General features: G+C 71.8%; 14 protein-coding genes. 11 read left to right on the top strand and 3 right to left on the bottom strand.

Annotated elements, in window-relative coordinates; genetic code table 11:
• The first annotated feature begins 60 nt into the window (after positions 1-60).
• The 8 genes from ACIQ87_RS25225 (at position 61) to ACIQ87_RS25190 (ending at position 10,513) form a co-directional block, all read left to right on the top strand.
• Complete coding sequence (locus ACIQ87_RS25225; RefSeq protein WP_402410313.1) at positions 61-1,650, top strand: methylmalonyl-CoA mutase; 1,590 nt, start codon at positions 61-63, stop codon at positions 1,648-1,650.
• 212 nt (positions 1,651-1,862) lie between these two features.
• A complete protein-coding gene (locus ACIQ87_RS25220; RefSeq protein ID WP_402410312.1) occupies positions 1,863-3,116 on the top strand; it encodes an amidohydrolase in 1,254 nt (417 codons plus the stop codon).
• A 258-nt stretch (positions 3,117-3,374) separates the two neighbouring features.
• On the top strand, positions 3,375-4,433 hold the full coding sequence (locus ACIQ87_RS25215; RefSeq protein ID WP_402410311.1) for a BMP family protein: 1,059 nt from the start codon (positions 3,375-3,377) through the stop codon (positions 4,431-4,433).
• 346 nt (positions 4,434-4,779) lie between these two features.
• Positions 4,780-6,306 carry an ABC transporter ATP-binding protein gene (locus ACIQ87_RS25210; protein ID WP_402410354.1) on the top strand — a complete coding sequence of 509 codons (1,527 nt, stop codon included), beginning with the start codon at positions 4,780-4,782 and terminating at the stop codon, positions 6,304-6,306.
• 3 nt (positions 6,307-6,309) lie between these two features.
• Positions 6,310-7,470, top strand: a complete 1,161-nt coding sequence (locus tag ACIQ87_RS25205; RefSeq protein WP_402410309.1) for an ABC transporter permease — start codon at positions 6,310-6,312, stop codon at positions 7,468-7,470.
• On the top strand, positions 7,467-8,732 hold the full coding sequence (locus ACIQ87_RS25200; RefSeq protein ID WP_402410308.1) for an ABC transporter permease: 1,266 nt from the start codon (positions 7,467-7,469) through the stop codon (positions 8,730-8,732). Before ACIQ87_RS25205 ends, ACIQ87_RS25200 begins: the two co-directional genes overlap by 4 nt.
• The gene (locus ACIQ87_RS25195) at positions 8,729-9,139 is read left to right on the top strand and encodes a cytidine deaminase (protein WP_402410307.1); all 411 of its coding nucleotides are present in this window, start codon (positions 8,729-8,731) and stop codon (positions 9,137-9,139) included. Before ACIQ87_RS25200 ends, ACIQ87_RS25195 begins: the two co-directional genes overlap by 4 nt.
• A gap of 96 nt (positions 9,140-9,235) precedes the next feature.
• Positions 9,236-10,513 (top strand): thymidine phosphorylase, encoded by a 1,278-nt coding sequence (locus ACIQ87_RS25190; protein WP_402410305.1) that lies wholly within the window; start codon positions 9,236-9,238, stop codon positions 10,511-10,513.
• Between the two features lie 30 nt (positions 10,514-10,543).
• Here ACIQ87_RS25190 and ACIQ87_RS25185 read toward each other — a convergent pair whose 3' ends face one another.
• Together ACIQ87_RS25185 and ACIQ87_RS25180 are read right to left on the bottom strand one after the other, a co-directional pair.
• The gene (locus ACIQ87_RS25185) at positions 10,544-11,098 is read right to left on the bottom strand and encodes a Uma2 family endonuclease (protein WP_402410303.1); all 555 of its coding nucleotides are present in this window, start codon (positions 11,096-11,098) and stop codon (positions 10,544-10,546) included.
• A 26-nt stretch (positions 11,099-11,124) separates the two neighbouring features.
• On the bottom strand, positions 11,125-12,411 hold the full coding sequence (locus tag ACIQ87_RS25180) for an MFS transporter (protein ID WP_402410301.1): 1,287 nt from the start codon (positions 12,409-12,411) through the stop codon (positions 11,125-11,127).
• A 92-nt stretch (positions 12,412-12,503) separates the two neighbouring features.
• Here ACIQ87_RS25180 and ACIQ87_RS25175 point away from each other — a divergent pair, with 92 nt between their 5' ends.
• From ACIQ87_RS25175 to ACIQ87_RS25165, 3 genes are all read left to right on the top strand, one after another.
• On the top strand, positions 12,504-13,472 hold the full coding sequence (locus tag ACIQ87_RS25175; RefSeq protein ID WP_402410299.1) for a LysR family transcriptional regulator: 969 nt from the start codon (positions 12,504-12,506) through the stop codon (positions 13,470-13,472).
• A gap of 131 nt (positions 13,473-13,603) precedes the next feature.
• Positions 13,604-14,761, top strand: a complete 1,158-nt coding sequence (locus tag ACIQ87_RS25170; protein WP_402410297.1) for an adenosine deaminase — start codon at positions 13,604-13,606, stop codon at positions 14,759-14,761.
• Between the two features lie 230 nt (positions 14,762-14,991).
• Positions 14,992-15,363: an ATP-binding protein gene (locus ACIQ87_RS25165; RefSeq protein WP_402410295.1), complete on the top strand. Its 372-nt coding sequence runs from the start codon at positions 14,992-14,994 to the stop codon at positions 15,361-15,363.
• 64 nt (positions 15,364-15,427) lie between these two features.
• On the opposite strand, the gene ACIQ87_RS25160 is transcribed toward ACIQ87_RS25165, so the two are convergent.
• Positions 15,428-15,613, bottom strand: a complete 186-nt coding sequence (locus tag ACIQ87_RS25160; protein ID WP_402410293.1) for a PspC domain-containing protein — start codon at positions 15,611-15,613, stop codon at positions 15,428-15,430.
• Between the last annotated feature and the right edge of the window lie 313 nt (positions 15,614-15,926).

Genomic DNA, 15,926 nt, shown 5'->3' with positions numbered 1-15,926 from the left:
CCTCCGCGCCGCGGGGACCCCGATAGTGCGAGGACCCGATCCCCACCTCCGGAGGACCCCATGGCAGCCGAGCCGCGCCGCGCCGAGTCGGGCTTCGAGATCGAGCCGCTGTACGGCCCCGAGTCCCTGGCCGGCTGGGACGCCGGCGCCCGGCTGGGCCGGCCGGGGGAGTACCCCTACACCCGGGGCGTCTACCCGACGATGTACACCGGCCGCCCCTGGACGATGCGCCAGTACGCGGGCTTCGGCACCGCCGCCGAGTCCAACGCCCGCTACCGGCAGCTGATCGCGGGCGGAAGCACCGGCCTCTCGGTGGCCTTCGACCTGCCCACCCAGATGGGCTACGACTCGGACGCCCCGCTCTCCGCCGGGGAGGTGGGCAGGGTGGGCGTCGCCGTGGACGGCGTCGAGGACATGGCGGAGCTGTTCGACGGCATCCCGCTCGGCGGGGTGTCCACCTCGATGACCATCAACGCGCCCGCCGCGCTGCTCCTGCTCCTCTACCAACTGGTCGGCGAGGCCCAGGGAGTGAAGCCCGCGGCGCTCACCGGCACGGTCCAGAACGACGTGCTGAAGGAGTACATCGCCCGCGGCACCTACATCTTCCCGCCGCAGCCCTCGCTGCGGCTGGTCGCCGACGTGTTCCGGTACTGCCGGGCCGAGATCCCGCGCTGGAACACCATCTCCATCTCCGGCTACCACATGGCCGAGGCCGGGGCCGATCCCGCGCAGGAGGTCGCCTTCACCCTGGCCAACGGCATCGCCTACGTCCGCACCGCGCTCGCCGCCGGGATGGCCGTGGACGACTTCGCCCCGCGGCTCTCGTTCTTCTTCGTGGCCCGCACGACCCTCCTGGAGGAAGTGGCCAAGTTCCGCGCCGCGCGCAGGATTTGGGCCAGAGTCATGCGGGACGGATTCGGCGCCCGGGACCCGCGCTCGCAGATGCTGCGCTTCCACACCCAGACCGCGGGGGTGCAGCTCACCGCCCAGCAGCCCGAGGTCAACCTGGCCAGGGTCACCGTGCAGGCGCTCGCCGCGGTGCTCGGCGGCACCCAGTCGCTGCACACCAACGGCTTCGACGAGGCGATCGCGCTGCCCACCGAGAAGGCCGCCCGGCTCGCCCTGCGTACCCAGCAGGTGCTCGCGTACGAGACCGACGTGACCGCCACCGTCGACCCGTTCGCCGGCTCCTACGCCGTCGAGTCGCTCACCGACGAGCTGGAGACCGCCGTCCGGGCGCTGATGGACCGGATCGAGGAGCAGGGCGGCGCGGTGGCCGCGATCGAACGCGGCTACCAGAAGGGCGAGATCGAGCGCACCGCCTACCGGCTCCAGCGGGAGACCGACTCCGGGGAGCGGACCGTGGTCGGCGTCAACCGCTTCCGGTCGGACACGGAGGAGCCGTACCGGCCGCTGCGGGTGGACCCGGCGATCGAGGAGCGGCAGGCGCGGCGGCTGGCCCGGCTGCGGGCCGAGCGCTCCGCCGGCGCCGTCACCCGGGCGCTGGACGGGCTGCGCCGCACCGCCGGGGGGACGGGGAACGTGCTGTACCCGATGAAGGAGGCGCTGGCCGCCCGGGCCACCGTCGGCGAGGTGTGCGACGCGCTGCGCGGGGTGTGGGGGACGTACGCCCCGGTGGAGCGTTTCTGACGCCCGGCTGAACGGCCGTCAACCTGCCGGTTTCGCCCCGGGGGTGGTGGCCGTGACCGCCGGCGCGGGTGGTCGTTGCACAGGGCACGCAACCCGGGGAAGGCGGCTGAAACAAGATGTCATACCCACGTGTCCGGCCGGTATGCGCCCATCCGGGGACTAGTTTTCCGGAAGTCGGGCCAAATCCCCCCAACAGGCCTACGATTGGGGAGATGAACCGTCCTGAGCCCGCTCAGTCGGGCGTCACTCTCGCCGTCGCACGTCCCGCCGCCGATCTGCGCGAGCGGGTCCGGGCGCTGGAGCCCGAGCTGATCGCCTTCCGCCGTGATCTGCACCGGCACCCGGAGCTGGGCCGCCAGGAGTTCCGTACCACCGGGCTGCTGCGCGACCGGCTGGTGGCCGCCGGCCTCGAACCCCGGGTGCTGCCCGGCGGCACCGGTCTGCTCGTCGACATCGTCCCGCCCGGTACCACCCCGGGGACGGGGTTCCTGGCCTTCCGCGCCGACATCGACGCGCTGCCGATCGACGACGCCAAGACCGACGTGCCGTACCGCTCCACCGTCCCTGGCCGGGCCCACGCCTGTGGCCACGACGTGCACACCTCGGTGGTGCTCGGTACCGGCCTGGTGCTGGCCGAGGCCGTCCGCAGCGGCGAACTGCGCCGTCCCGTCCGGCTGGTGTTCCAGCCCGCCGAGGAGGTCATGCCGGGCGGTGCGCTGGACGTGATCAAGGCCGGGGGGATGGCGGGCGTCGGGCGGATCTTCGCGGTGCACTGCGACCCGAAGGTGGAGGTCGGCCGGATCGCGCTGCGGGTCGGGGCGATCACCTCGGCCTGCGACCGCCTGGTGCTCCACCTGGACGGCCCCGGCGGGCACACCGCCCGTCCGCACCTGACCACCGACCTGGTCACCGCGGTCGCCAAGACGGCCGCCGACCTCCCGGGCGCGCTGGCCCGCCGGATGGACCCGCGCTGGGGCGTCAGCCTGGTCTGGGGGCGGATCGCCTCCGGCTCCGCGCCCAACGTCATCCCGCAGCACGCCGAGCTGGAGGGCACCGTCCGCTGCCTGGAGCTGGACGGCTGGCGCGAGGCGCCGGACCTGCTGCACGAGCTGATCGCCAAGCTGGCCGAGACCTACCGGGCCAAGTGGACGCTGGACTACCACCGCGGGGTGCCGCCGGTGGTCAACGAGGCGGTCTCGGTGGGCCTGCTGGACGAGGCGATGAACGACCGCTTCGGCGGGGACGGCGCCGTGGTGGTGGAGGGCACCGAGCAGAGCCTGGGCGGTGAGGACTTCTCCTGGTACCTGGAGCACGCCCCGGGCGCGCTGGCCCGGCTCGGCGTCCGCGCCCCCGGCGACCCCACCGTCCGGGACCTGCACCAGGGCCGGTTCGACGTGGACGAACGGGCGATCGGAATCGGCGTGGAGCTGTTCTCGGCGCTGGCCCTGGAGGCGGACGGCAGCTGACGGCGGATCCGGGGTCGGCGCGGCCCGCGAGGGGGGCGGAAACGGCCGGATCCGGGGGTGCCGGAAAGGTTCCGTAAACTGGGCGAACCGACCCCCCGGATCACCGTCCGCGCATGGGATAGAGCCTCAGGAAGAACATCAGACCACGGTTTGATAACAACCCGAATGCTCTGGCACCCCGTAACACAACCGTGTTCTACGCGCGTTACGGTGGCGTCCGACCACGCCAAACGGTTGCGTGTAGAAGGAGATATCCCCTTGCGCCGTTCAATGAAGCTCGCCGCGGTTGTGCTCTCGGGTTCCCTGGGCATGGCCTCGCTCGCCGCTTGCGGCGCAAAGAGCACCGACACCTCCTCCTCCGGCTCGGGCGACGGTTCGCTCAAGGTCGGCATGGCCTACGACATCGGCGGCCGTGGCGACCAGTCGTTCAACGACTCCGCCGCCCGTGGCCTCGACAAGGCCAAGTCCGAGCTGGGCGTCTCCGTGACCGAGGCCGAGGCCAAGCAGGGCGAGGCCGAGGCCGACAAGGAGACCCGCCTCAAGAACCTGATCGACGCGGGTTACAAGACGATCATCGCGGTCGGCTTCGTGTACCAGCCGGCGGTCAACAAGGTCGCCAAGGACAACCCGGGCGTCAAGTTCGCGATCATCGACTCGAACGACAAGGACCAGCCGGCCAACGTCACCTCGCTGCTCTTCGCCGAGCAGGAGGGTTCGTACCTGGCCGGCGTCGCCGCCGCGAACAAGTCGAAGGCCAAGCACGTCGGCTTCATCGGCGGTGTGCAGTCCGAGCTGATCAAGAAGTTCGAGGCCGGTTACACCGCGGGTGTGAAGTCCGTCGACCCGAGCATCACGGTCGAGACCACCTACCTGACCACCCCGCCGGACTTCACCGGCTTCGCCTCGCCCGACAAGGGCAAGGAGGCCGCCCAGGGCCAGCTCGACAAGGGCGCGGACGTCATCTACACCGCCGCCGGCTCCTCCGGCAACGGCGCCATCGAGGCCGTCGCCAACAAGCAGGGCGCCATGGCCATCGGCGTCGACTCCGACCAGGCCAATCAGCCGGCCCTGGCGAAGTACAAGAACAGCATCCTGACCTCGATGGTCAAGAACGTCGACACCGCGGTGTTCTCGTACGTCCAGTCGGTCAAGCAGGGCCAGAGCCCGACCGGCGTCAAGCTGTTCGACCTGAAGGCCGAGGGTGTCTCGCTCGCCACCACCGGCGGCAAGATCGACGACATCCAGGACAAGCTGAAGGCCGCCTCCGACGCGATCAAGTCCGGCGCCACCACGATCCCGACCGCGCCGGTCAAGTAAGGACCGCGCGTCCCGGACGCCGCAGCGCCTGTCGCCTGCCCGGCAGCGCGGTGCAACCACACAGTTCACGGGAGGGGCCCGGCAGGGTGCGCTCAACGCGTACCCCCGGGCCCCGTTCCGTCTCCACGTTCCCCCTTGGCCCTCCGTGCGCAACGACGCGCCTCCAGACCACCAGGAGATCGCCATCACCGCATCCGACCCCGTCCCCCTGCGCAAGGACGGCACCCCCAGCGCGGGGACGGCGACACCGGCCGTCGAACTGCGCGGCATCACCAAGCGCTTCCCGGGTGTCGTGGCCAACCACGACATCAACCTCACCGTCCGCACCGGCACCGTGCACGCCCTGATGGGCGAGAACGGCGCCGGCAAGTCGACGCTGATGAAGATCCTCTACGGCATGCAGAAGCCGGACGAGGGCACCATCGCGATCAACGGCGAGCTGTGCGAGTTCAACACCCCCGGTGACGCCATCTCCCGCGGCGTCGGCATGGTGCACCAGCACTTCATGCTCGCCGACAACCTCACGGTGTGGGAGAACGTCGTCCTCGGCGGCGAGAAGCTCCACGGCATCGGCGCCAAGGCGAAGGCGAAGATCAAGGAGATCTCCGACCAGTACGGCCTGGGCGTGCGCCCGGACGCCCTGGTCGAGGACCTCGGCGTCGCCGACCGCCAGCGCGTCGAGATCCTCAAGGTGCTGTACCGCGGCGCCAAGATCCTGATCCTCGACGAGCCCACGGCCGTGCTCGTCCCGCAGGAGGTCGACGCGCTCTTCGACAACCTGCGCGACCTCAAGTCCGAGGGCGTCACCGTCATCTTCATCTCGCACAAGCTGCACGAGGTGCTGGCGGTGGCCGACGCGATCAGCGTCATCCGGCGCGGCACCACGGTCGGCGACGCCGACCCGAAGGCCGTCACCGCCCGCCAGCTCGCCGAGCTGATGGTCGGCGCCGAGCTGCCCTCCCCGGAGAGCCGCGAGTCGACCGTCACCGAGACCGTGATGCTCGACGTCGAGGACCTGCGGATCGCCAAGACCGACGCCGAGGGCATCGAGCGCGTCGTCCTGGACGACATCTCGCTGCGCATCCACAAGGGCGAGATCCTCGGCATCGCCGGTGTCGAGGGCAACGGCCAGGCCGAGCTGGTCGAGGCCATCATGGGGATGCTGCCGCTGAACGCCGGCACCGTCACCCTGGACGGCAAGGACCTCTCCGGCAGCCAGACCCGGGCCCGCCGCGAGGCCGGCATCGGCTACATCCCCGAGGACCGCCACAAGCACGGCCTGCTGCTGGAGGCCCCGCTCTGGGAGAACCGCATCCTCGGCCACGTCACCGAGGAGCCCAACTCCAAGGGCGTGCTGCTGGACCCGGCCGCCGCCCGTACGGACACCTGGCGGATCGTCGAGGAGTACGACGTCCGCACTCCCGGCATCGAGGTCACCGCGGCCTCGCTCTCCGGCGGCAACCAGCAGAAGCTGATCATCGGCCGCGAGATGAGCCACCAGCCCAAGCTGCTGATCGCCGCCCACCCCACCCGCGGTGTGGACGTCGGCGCGCAGGCGCAGATCTGGGAGCACATCCGGGTCGCCCAGCGGGCCGGCCTGGCCGTCCTGCTGATCTCCGCGGACCTGGACGAGCTGATCGGCCTGTCCGACACCATCCGGGTGATCTACCGCGGCCGCCTGGTCGCCGACGCCGACCCGGCCACCGTCACCGCCGAGGACCTCGGCACCGCGATGACCGGTGCCGCCAGCGGCCACCTGGAGTCCGAGCCGGAGGTCGTCGCCGAGGCGCAGGCCGTCGCGGCCGAGGGCACCGAGGCCGAGTCCGGGCACCAGCCCACCGACACCGCCGACGACCCGCAGGCGGGGGAGTAACCCATGACCAGTCCCAACCCCGCCGCGGCCAAGCCCGGCCTGGCGCAGCGGTTCAGCGGTGAGCGGATCGTGCTCGCGCTGGCGGCGCCGGTGCTCGCCGTCCTGCTGTCCGTCGTGATCTGTTCCGTCCTGTTGGCGACCTCGGGCAAGAACCCGTTCGACGCCTGGGACGTGATGGTCACGTACGCCACCAAGGCGGACGGCCAGGTGAACATCCTCAACCGCTCCACCACGTACTACCTGGCCGCCGCGGCCGCCGCGTTCGGGTTCCGGATGAACCTGTTCAACATCGGCGTCGAGGGCCAGTACAAGGTCGCGGCGCTGTTCGCGGCCTTCGTCGGCGCCCAGCTCGACCTGCCGGCCTTCCTGCAGATCCCGCTGCTGCTGATCACCGCCATGCTGGTCGGTGGCCTGTACGCGAGCATCGCCGGTCTGCTGAAGGTCTACCGCGGCGTCAGCGAGGTCATCTCGACCATCATGCTGAACTCGATCGCGGTCGCGATCATCGGTCTGCTGCTCGTCCCCGGCATCTTCGCGCCGAAGGTCAGCGGCACCAGCAACTCGATCCAGACCGAGCCGATCTCCCAGTCCAGCCACTTCTTCGCGTTCGAGACGAACGGTGGCACCCTCTGGGGCTTCATCTTCATCGCCGCCCTGGTCGGCGTGGTCTTCCAGGTCGTGCTGACCCGCACCCGCTTCGGCTTCGACCTGCGCGCCACCGGCCGCTCGGAGTCCGCCGCGACCGCCTCCGGCGTCAACGTCAAGAAGATGGTCATCATCTCGATGGCGGTCTCCGGTGCGATCGCCGGTCTGATCGGCCTGCCCGAGCTGATGCAGAACTCGTACTACTTCGGCCAGAGCTTCCAGCCCGGCCTGGGCTTCCTGGGCATCTCGATCGCCCTGCTCGGCCGCAACAGCCCGATCGGCATGGCCTTCGCGGCGCTGCTGTTCGCCTTCCTGGACGCCGCCGGCTCCCAGCTGCCGCTCAAGGGCGGCTTCCCCTTCGAGATCGTCGACGTCATGAAGGGCACCATCGTCATCTGCGTCGTCGTCGCGTACGAGCTGGTGCGCCGCTACGGCCTGAAGCGCCAGCAGCAGAAGGTCGGCGCCCAGCTCGCCGCCCAGGCTGCCGCGGCCACCGAGAAGAAGGAGGTGTCCGCATGAGCACGGCAACGGCTGCCCGTCCGAAGGCGTCGGGCGCACCCGCGAAGAAGCGCAAGCTGTCCTGGCCGGTGGTGCTCCTGCTGATCGCGGGCGCCCTGGTGCTGTTCTCCGCCGTGGGCATGGCCACCGGCAACCACTCGCTGACCTCCTCCGGGCAGGTCACCGCCGCGCTCAGCGCCGCCGTGCCGATCGGCATGGCCGGTCTGGGCGGTCTCTGGTCCGAGCGGGCCGGTGTGGTCAACATCGGCCTCGAGGGCATGATGGTCGCCGGCACCTTCTGCGGCGCATGGGCGGGCTACCTCGTCAACCCGTGGGTCGGCCTGCTGGCCGGCATGCTGGGCGGGGCGCTCGGCGGCCTGCTGCACGCGGTCGTCACCGTCACCTTCGGCGTCGACCACATCGTCTCCGGCGTCGGCATCAACCTGCTGATCCCCGGCATCTGCGCGTACGTCAACCGGATCTACTACAAGGACTACATCTCGGTCGGTGCCGGCCAGAACCAGTCCCCGCCGGCGGACCCGCTGCCGTACATCACCATCCCGGGCCTGTCCTCCGGGCTGAAGAGCATCGAGAGCCACCACTGGTTCTTCGTCTCGGACGTCGCGGGCGTGCTCGGCGGCCTGGTCACCAACATCTCGGTGGTCGTGCTGCTGGCCGGCGCGCTGATCGTGGTCAGCTACTTCGCGCTCTGGCGCACGGTGTTCGGCCTGCGGTTGCGCTCCTGCGGCGAGAACCCGACCGCCGCCGAGTCGCTGGGCGTCAACGTCTACAAGTACAAGTACCTCGCGGTCGTCGCCTCCGGCGCCTTCGCCGGCCTGGGCGGGGCGTACCTCTCGCTGGTCGCGGCGCACTTCTACAAGGACGGCCAGACCCTCGGCCGCGGCTTCATCGGCCTCGCGGCGATGATCTTCGGCAACTGGATGCCGGGCGGCCTCGCCATGGGCGCCGGCCTGTTCGGCTTCACCGACAGCCTCCAGCTGCGCGACCCGGAGTCGGTGCACGTGCTGATCCTGACCGTGGGCATCGCGATGATCCTGCTCGCGCTGTGGCAGCTGTACCGCCGCAAGTACACCGCGACGGCGATCTCCTTCGTGGTGGCCGGCGGCCTGATCGCCTGGTACTCGCTCACCGACGAGGTGCAGCGCCCGCTGATCGTCGCCACGCCGTACGTGATCACCCTGGTGGTGCTCTCGCTGGCCTCGCAGCGACTGCGGATGCCGAAGGCGGACGGCCAGATCTACCGCAAGGGCCAGGGCAAGTGACCGCCTCCGCTGCCGCGGCGCCGTCCGCGATCGACTGGGAACTGCTGCGCTCGGCGGCGCGCGAGGCCATGGGCCACGCGTACGCGCCGTACAGCAGGTTCCCGGTCGGCGCGGCCGCGCTGGTGGACGACGGCCGGGTGGTCACCGGCTGCAACGTGGAGAACGCCTCGTACGGGCTCGCGCTGTGCGCCGAGTGCGGGCTGGTGTCCGCGCTGCACTCCTCCGGCGGCGGCCGGCTGGTCGCCTTCACCTGCGTGGACGGCGCCGGCGAGCTGCTGATGCCGTGCGGGCGCTGCCGCCAGCTGTTGTACGAGCACGGTGGTCCCGGGCTGCTGATCGAACTGCCCTCGGGCATCAAGCCGATGAGCGAGGTCCTGCCCGACGCGTTCGGGCCGGAGCGGCTCTAGCCTCCCTTTCTGTTACGCGCGTAGAGTGTCGCGAGTGGGCCGGAACCCGGTCATCTCGCGACACTCTTCGCTTTTGAAACCCCTCTTGGAGCACGCATGGACGCCATCTCCGTCATCAGGACCAAGCGCGATCGCGGAGAGCTGAGCGACGCTCAGATCGACTGGGTCATCGACGCCTACACCCGCGGTGAGGTCGCCGACGAGCAGATGTCCGCGCTGGCCATGGCGATCCTGCTGAACGGGATGCAGCCGCGCGAGATCAGCCGCTGGACCGACGCCATGATCCGCTCCGGCGTCCGGATGGACTTCTCCTCGCTGCCGCTGCCCACCAGCGACAAGCACTCCACCGGCGGCGTCGGCGACAAGATCACCCTGCCGCTCGCCCCGCTGGTCGCCGCCTGCGGCGCCGCCGTCCCGCAGCTCTCCGGCCGCGGCCTCGGCCACACCGGCGGCACCCTGGACAAGCTGGAGTCCATCCCCGGCTGGCGCGCCCTGCTCTCCAACGACGAGATGATGGACGTGCTGCGCGACGCCGGCGCGGTGATCTGCGCGGCGGGCGACGGCCTCGCGCCGGCCGACAAGAAGCTGTACGCGCTGCGCGACGTCACCGGCACCGTCGAGGCCATCCCGCTGATCGCCTCCTCGATCATGTCGAAGAAGATCGCCGAGGGCACCGGCGCGCTGGTCCTGGACGTCAAGGTCGGCTCCGGCGCGTTCATGAAGAACCTGGACGACGCCCGCGAACTCGCCCGCACCATGGTCGGCCTGGGCACCACCGCCGGGGTCAACACCGTCGCCCTGCTCACCGACATGTCCACCCCGCTCGGCCTCACCGCGGGCAACGCGCTGGAGGTCCGGGAGTCCCTGGAGGTGCTCGCCGGCGGCGGCCCGGCCGACGTCGTCGAGCTGACCCTCGCGCTCGCCCGCGAGATGCTCGCCGCGGCCGGCGTGCGGGGCAAGGACCCGGCGGACGCCCTGCGGGACGGCTCCGCGATGGACCACTGGCGCCGCATGATCGCCGCCCAGGGCGGCGACGTCGACGCCCCGCTCCCGGTCGCCCGCGAGCAGCACGTCATCCCGGCGCCCGCCTCCGGCGTGCTCACCACGCTGGACGCCTACGCCGTCGGCGTCTGCGCCTGGCGCCTGGGCGCCGGCCGGGCCCGCAAGGAGGACCCGGTCCAGGCCGGCGCCGGCGTCGAGATGCACGCCAAGCCCGGCGACACCGTGGTGGCCGGCCAGCCCCTGCTGACCCTGCACACCGACACCCCGGAGCGCTTCGACTACGCCGTCGAGGCCCTGGCCGGCGCCGTCGTGGTCGCCCCGGCGGGCACGGCGTTCACGCCGAACCCGATCGTCCTCGACCGCATCGCCTGAGGGTCCTGAGGTCTGCTCACGTGCGCCGGATCAGGCGTACGTGAGCAGACCGCTGGTGTCGATCGTCCAGGGACCGACGGCGATCCGGTCGCCGAAGGCGAACTTCTCCCGGGCCTCGTAACCGGGTTCCGAGTGCACGATGCCCGTGCCCGTACGGGGATCGACGAGCAGGTAGAACGGAATCCCCATGGCCGCGTAGTCGCGGACCTTGTCGTGGTAGTCGTTCTCCGGGTTGGACTTGGAGACGATTTCCACGACCAGCAGAACCTCGTGGGGGAGGACGGCCCGCTGCTCGCCCTCCAAGGTCGCCTCGGGGAACACCATCAGGTCCGGGTTGCGCAGTTGGCCGAGACCCGGATCCTGGAGGTCCGCACCGTGGTAGGCGATGTGGCCGGGGTGAGTGACGGGCAGCTGGGCGTTGAGCTGTCGGGAGAGGCGCAGTACGGCGAGTTCGTGGCGCTTCACCGGCGACATCATCATGACGATCTGGCCGTCGGCGATCTCGATCTTCCCTATCCCCGGCACCTTCGGCAGCTGATCCGCGATCTCGAGCAGCCGGGCGTACACAGCAGGATCGATGCTCATGTTCCGGAGTGTATCCGCGGCGGCTGTCAAGCGTTCGCGACCGTCCGACGGGCCGTGTGGGCCCGGCGGGTGGCGTGGAGGGTGACGGCGGTGGCGAGGGCCATGGCGACGAGGCCGACGGTGGCGGCGCCGGGCCAGCCGGTGGCGTGGTAGGCGTCGGCGCCGAGGGTGCCGCCGAGGCTGTTGCCGAGGTAGTAGGCGATCAGGTAGAGGGCGGAGGCCTGGGCGCGGCCCTCGGTGGCGGTGCGGCCGACCGCGGAGGAGGCGGTGGCGTGGCCGGCGAAGAAGCCGGCGGTGATCAGGACCAGGCCGAGCAGCGCGCAGAGCAGGGACCCGGCGAGGGAGAGCAGCAGGCCGGCGGCGGTGACGCCGATGGAGACGTAGAGGGCGCCGCGTCGGCCGAGCCGGCCGGAGAGCCGTCCGGCCGCGGCGGAGGTGCCGGTGCCGACCAGGTAGACCACGAAGATCGAGGCGGCGATCGACTCCGGCAGGTGGAACGGCGCGGCGATCAGCCGGTAGCCGACGGTGTTGTAGACCGCGCCGAACACCGCCATGAACAGCATCCCGAGCGCGTACAGCCGCACCAGCAGCGGGTTGCGCAGGTGCCGTCCGACGGTCCGGGCGAGTGCGCGGGCGTCCACCGGGGCCGGGGTGAAGTGCCGGGCGGCGGGGATCAGCAGCCGGAAGGCGAGGGTGGCGAGCAGGGCGAGGACGGCGGAGGCGGCGAGGCCCCAGCGCCAGCCGAGCCCGGCGGCGGTCCAGCCGGAGAGCAGCCGGCCGCCCATCCCGCCGATGCTGTTGCCGGCCACGTACAGGCCCATCGCGGAGGGCAGCGCGCTGGGGTGGACCTCCTCGGCGAGGTAGGCCATGGCGGTGGCCGGGAGTCCGGCGAGGACGACGCCCTGGAGGACCCGCAGGGTGACGAGGGTGGTGAGGTCCGGCGCGAAGGGCAGCGCGAGGGCGAGCGCGGAGGCGGCGAGGGTGGAGGCCGTCATCACCGCGGTGCGGCCGTGGCGGTCGGAGAGCGCGCTGGCCGGGAGCAGCCCGAGGGCGAGGCCGAGGGTGGCCGCGGAGGCGGTCCAGCTGGCCTGGCCGGGGGTGAGGTCGAGATCGGCCGAGAGGACCGGCAGCAGGCCCTGGGTGGAGTAGAGCAGGACGAAGGTCGCGACCCCGGCGGCGAACAGGGCGAGGTTGGCGCGGCGGAAGGCGCGCTGGCCGGGGCGGTGGCGGTCGTCCGCGGTGGCGGTGGGGGAGGGGGCGGTGGCGGGGGCGTCCGGGGAGGTCACGGACGCCCTGGTATCGGAGGGCTGCATGACATCGACCGTAGGCCTGCCGTCGTTGATGCGTCCAATGCATGAACCGTGGATGATCGATGCACTGACGCATGAGTCGAGGTGGTGGCGGGATGTCCGGTCCGGAAGCGGTGGACGGTGGCGAGCAGCGGTACCGGGTGGCCGAGTTGGGGCCTCAGGAGCCGGCCGCGCTGCTGGCGCCCCGGCTGGCGCAGTTCGCGGCGGTGGCCCGGTTGGAGCACGTGACCCAGGCGGCCGCGCTGCTCGGGGTGCCGCAGCCGACGCTGTCGCGCGCGGTGGCCCGGCTGGAGGAGGAGCTGGGGGTCGGCCTGCTGGCCCGTCAGGGCCGTACCGTCCGGCTGACCAGGGCGGGCCGGCTGCTGCTGGCCTCGGTGGAGCGGGCGCTGGCCGAGGTCGAGCGGGGTGCGGCGGCGGCCCGGGCGGAGGCGGATCCGGAGGTGGGCCTGGTGGCCTTCGGCTTCCTGCACACGATGGGGCCGGACGCGGTGCCGGCGCTGCTGCGCGGCTTCCGCGCGGCGCACCCGAGGGTGCGGTTCCAGCTGGTGCAGGACTACGGCGCGGCGATGCTGGAGCGGCTGCGGGCCGGGGAGTTGGACCTCTGCCTGGTGGCGCCGCTGCCGGACGACCCGGCGTTCGCGGCCCGCCCGCTGGACGAGCAGCTGCTGCACCTGGTCGTCCCGGCGGACCACCGGCTGGCCGGGCGGCGGCGGATCCGGCTGGCGGAGGTGGCCGAGGAGCCGTTCGTCGGGCTGGAGCCGGGGTACGGGCTGCGCGTGCTCACGGACGGCTTCTGCGCGCAGGCCGGGTTCGTCCCCCGGCTGGCGTTCGAGGGGGAGGAGGCGGAGACGCTGCGCGGGCTGGTGGCGGCCGGGCTGGGGGTGGCGCTGCTGCCGCCGGCCCTGGTGCCGCGGCCGGGGGTGGTGGAGCTGGAGGTGACGGCGCCGCGCCCCCGGCGGGCGGTCGGGCTGGCCTGGGCGGCGGGGCGGCCGCTGACCCCGCCGGCCCGGGCGTTCCGGGACTTCGTGCTGTCCCGGCGCGGGCGGTTGTTGCAGCACGACTGACGCCGTCCCCGGCGGTGGTGTGGCGCTTTGGTGGATCGTATGGACCGGTCGGTGGAATTCCGGATGGAGTTTGGACCATCCGGTGGTATTCGCGGTGGTCGGTCTACGCGCGTAGGGGCTATATTTCCGCAATGGAACAGCAGATCCCCGTCACCACCGCGGGCACCGGCCCGCGCATCCCCACCGCCGACCAGATCCGCCGCGCGCCGAAGGTCCTCCTGCACGACCACCTGGACGGCGGGCTGCGCCCGGAGACCGTGGTCGAACTGGCCACCGCCTGCGGCTACCAGGGCCTGCCCACCACCGACCCCAAGGAGCTCGGCGAGTGGTTCCGTGAGGCCGCCGACTCCGGCTCGCTGGTCCGCTACCTGGAGACCTTCGCGCACACCTGCGCCGTGATGCAGACCCGTGAGGCGCTGGTCAAGGTCGCCGCGGACTGCGCCGAGGACCTGGCCGCCGACGGCGTCGTGTACGCCGAGGTCCGCTACGCCCCCGAGCAGCACCTGGAGGCCGGGCTGAGCCTGGACGAGGTCGTCGAGGCCGTCCAGGAGGGCTTCCGCCTCGGCGAGGCCAACGCCCGCGAGGTCGGCCACCGGATCCGCGTCGGCACCCTGCTGACCGCGATGCGGCACGCCGCGCGCTCCACCGAGATCGCCGAACTGGCCAACCGTCACCGGGACGGGGGCGTGGTCGGCTTCGACATCGCCGGTGCCGAGGCCGGTTACCCGCCCACCCGCCACCAGGCCGCCTTCGACTACCTCAAGGGCGAGAACAACCACTTCACCATCCACGCGGGCGAGGCCTTCGGCCTGCCGTCGATCTGGGAGGCCCTGCAGTGCTGCGGCGCCGACCGGCTCGGCCACGGCGTGCGGATCGTCGACGACATCACGGTGGGCGAGGACGGCACGGTCGAGCTCGGCCGGCTGGCCGCGTACGTGCGCGACAAGCGCATCCCGCTGGAGATGTGCCCGACCTCCAACATCCAGACCGGTGCCGCCACTTCGTACGCCGAGCACCCGATCGGGCTGCTCAGCCGGCTGAAGTTCCGGGTCACCGTGAACACCGACAACCGGCTGATGAGCGGTACCAGCATGAGCCGGGAGTTCGGCCACGTGGTGGACGCCTTCGGCTACACCCTGGGTGACCTGGAGTGGTTCACGGTGAACGCGATGAAGTCCGCCTTCCTGCCCTTCGACGAGCGGCTGGCGATGATCAACGACGTGATCAAGCCGGGCTACGCCGAGCTGAAGGCGGAGTGGCTGTTCAGTGCGGGCACCGGCGGCAACTGAGCCGTCGGGGCGACGGGCCCGGCCCGGACGGTCGGATGAACGGCCCACTCCCTCAAGGGAGTTGGCGTTCATCTGACTACTCACTCGGGTGAGTGAACGCCCTTTGGTTCCCACGCGACCTGCTCACTACGGTGTGCCCGTCATTGCCGACACGTCGCGGCGGCGGTCCGCCCGTCCGCCGGTTCCGAGCGTGCAGTCGGCCACCGACGAGGACCCAAAGGGGACCAACCATGAAGCAGGCTCTCAAGGCCGCCGGCACCGCGGCGCTCGGCATCGCCATCGCGGCGGTCGGCGCCGGTACCGCCTCCGCGGCCGACGGCCAGGCGGCCGGCGGCCTCGGGCTGCCCACCGGGGTGTTGACGAACCCGGCCGTGAGCAGCGCGGTCGCCGACACCGCCGCCAAGCTGCCGGCCACCGGCAAGGTGACCGAGACGCTCGGCACCCTCGCTCCGAGCGTCGGCCAGGCCGTCCCGGCCGGCGACACCCCGCTGGCCGGCGTCACCCAGCAGCGCGGCGCCCTCCCGACCGTCCCGGGGCTGGACAAGACCCCGCTCGGCGGGCTGGCCGGCACCCTCCCGGCTCTCCCCGGCCTGACCGGCTGAGGCACCGCACGGCGACGGGCCGCCCGCCCCGGAGATCCCGGGGCGGGCGGCCCGTCGCCGTGCGTCACGGCTCCTGGGGGAGCAGCACCCAGAGGGCCAGGTAGAGCAGGAACTGGGGGCCGGGCAGCAGGCAGGAGAGCAGGAAGATCAGCCGGACGGTCCACGGGGTCAGGCCGAAGCGTTCGGCGATCCCGGCGCAGACGCCGGCGATGACACGGTTGCGGCGGGGACGGGCGAGGCGGGCGCTCATGGTTTTCTCCCTACGGCGGTGGCGGCCCGGTCCGGCCGGTCCGGTGGGCTGTTTCCATACTCCGCCGCCGACGGCTCCCGATCCTCCGCCCGGCAGGTGATTCTCCACCCCGAAGGGTCACCGGGGAGGCGTAGCCGGAAGTCGGGGTCGTCCTCAGGGTCACCCCGAGGGGCGGGCCGAATATCCGGCCGGGCCCGTCCGGACCCCCGGACGGGGCTCGGTAGGATGCTGCCGATCGCGGTCGGCCGGGGGGCGGACGAAAAGCCCGACTTTGTTGTGGAAAAACCTCTCCTGCAAGCGATTTCACGTCCTG

This window comes from Kitasatospora sp. NPDC096204 (assembly GCF_044763205.1).
Lineage (GTDB): Bacteria > Actinomycetota > Actinomycetes > Streptomycetales > Streptomycetaceae > Kitasatospora.
The sequence above is the reverse complement of the archived record's forward strand: the minus strand, read 5'-3'. Positions and strand labels throughout refer to the sequence as shown.

Bases quoted from the DNA above. Each gene is read 5' to 3' on its own strand.
- ACIQ87_RS25225 (WP_402410313.1), top strand. From the start codon at position 61: ATGGCAGCCGAGCCGCGCCGCGCCGAGTCGGGCTTCGAGATCGAGCCG.
- ACIQ87_RS25160 (WP_402410293.1), bottom strand. From the start codon at position 15,613: ATGAGCGCCCGCCTCGCCCGTCCCCGCCGCAACCGTGTCATCGCCGGC.
- ACIQ87_RS25205 (WP_402410309.1), top strand. From the start codon at position 6,310: ATGACCAGTCCCAACCCCGCCGCGGCCAAGCCCGGCCTGGCGCAGCGG.
- ACIQ87_RS25200 (WP_402410308.1), top strand. From the start codon at position 7,467: ATGAGCACGGCAACGGCTGCCCGTCCGAAGGCGTCGGGCGCACCCGCG.
- ACIQ87_RS25220 (WP_402410312.1), top strand. From the start codon at position 1,863: ATGAACCGTCCTGAGCCCGCTCAGTCGGGCGTCACTCTCGCCGTCGCA.
- ACIQ87_RS25175 (WP_402410299.1), top strand. From the start codon at position 12,504: ATGTCCGGTCCGGAAGCGGTGGACGGTGGCGAGCAGCGGTACCGGGTG.
- ACIQ87_RS25180 (WP_402410301.1), bottom strand. From the start codon at position 12,411: ATGCAGCCCTCCGATACCAGGGCGTCCGTGACCTCCCCGGACGCCCCC.
- ACIQ87_RS25190 (WP_402410305.1), top strand. From the start codon at position 9,236: ATGGACGCCATCTCCGTCATCAGGACCAAGCGCGATCGCGGAGAGCTG.
- ACIQ87_RS25210 (WP_402410354.1), top strand. From the start codon at position 4,780: ATGGGCGAGAACGGCGCCGGCAAGTCGACGCTGATGAAGATCCTCTAC.
- ACIQ87_RS25170 (WP_402410297.1), top strand. From the start codon at position 13,604: ATGGAACAGCAGATCCCCGTCACCACCGCGGGCACCGGCCCGCGCATC.
- ACIQ87_RS25185 (WP_402410303.1), bottom strand. From the start codon at position 11,098: ATGAGCATCGATCCTGCTGTGTACGCCCGGCTGCTCGAGATCGCGGAT.
- ACIQ87_RS25165 (WP_402410295.1), top strand. From the start codon at position 14,992: ATGAAGCAGGCTCTCAAGGCCGCCGGCACCGCGGCGCTCGGCATCGCC.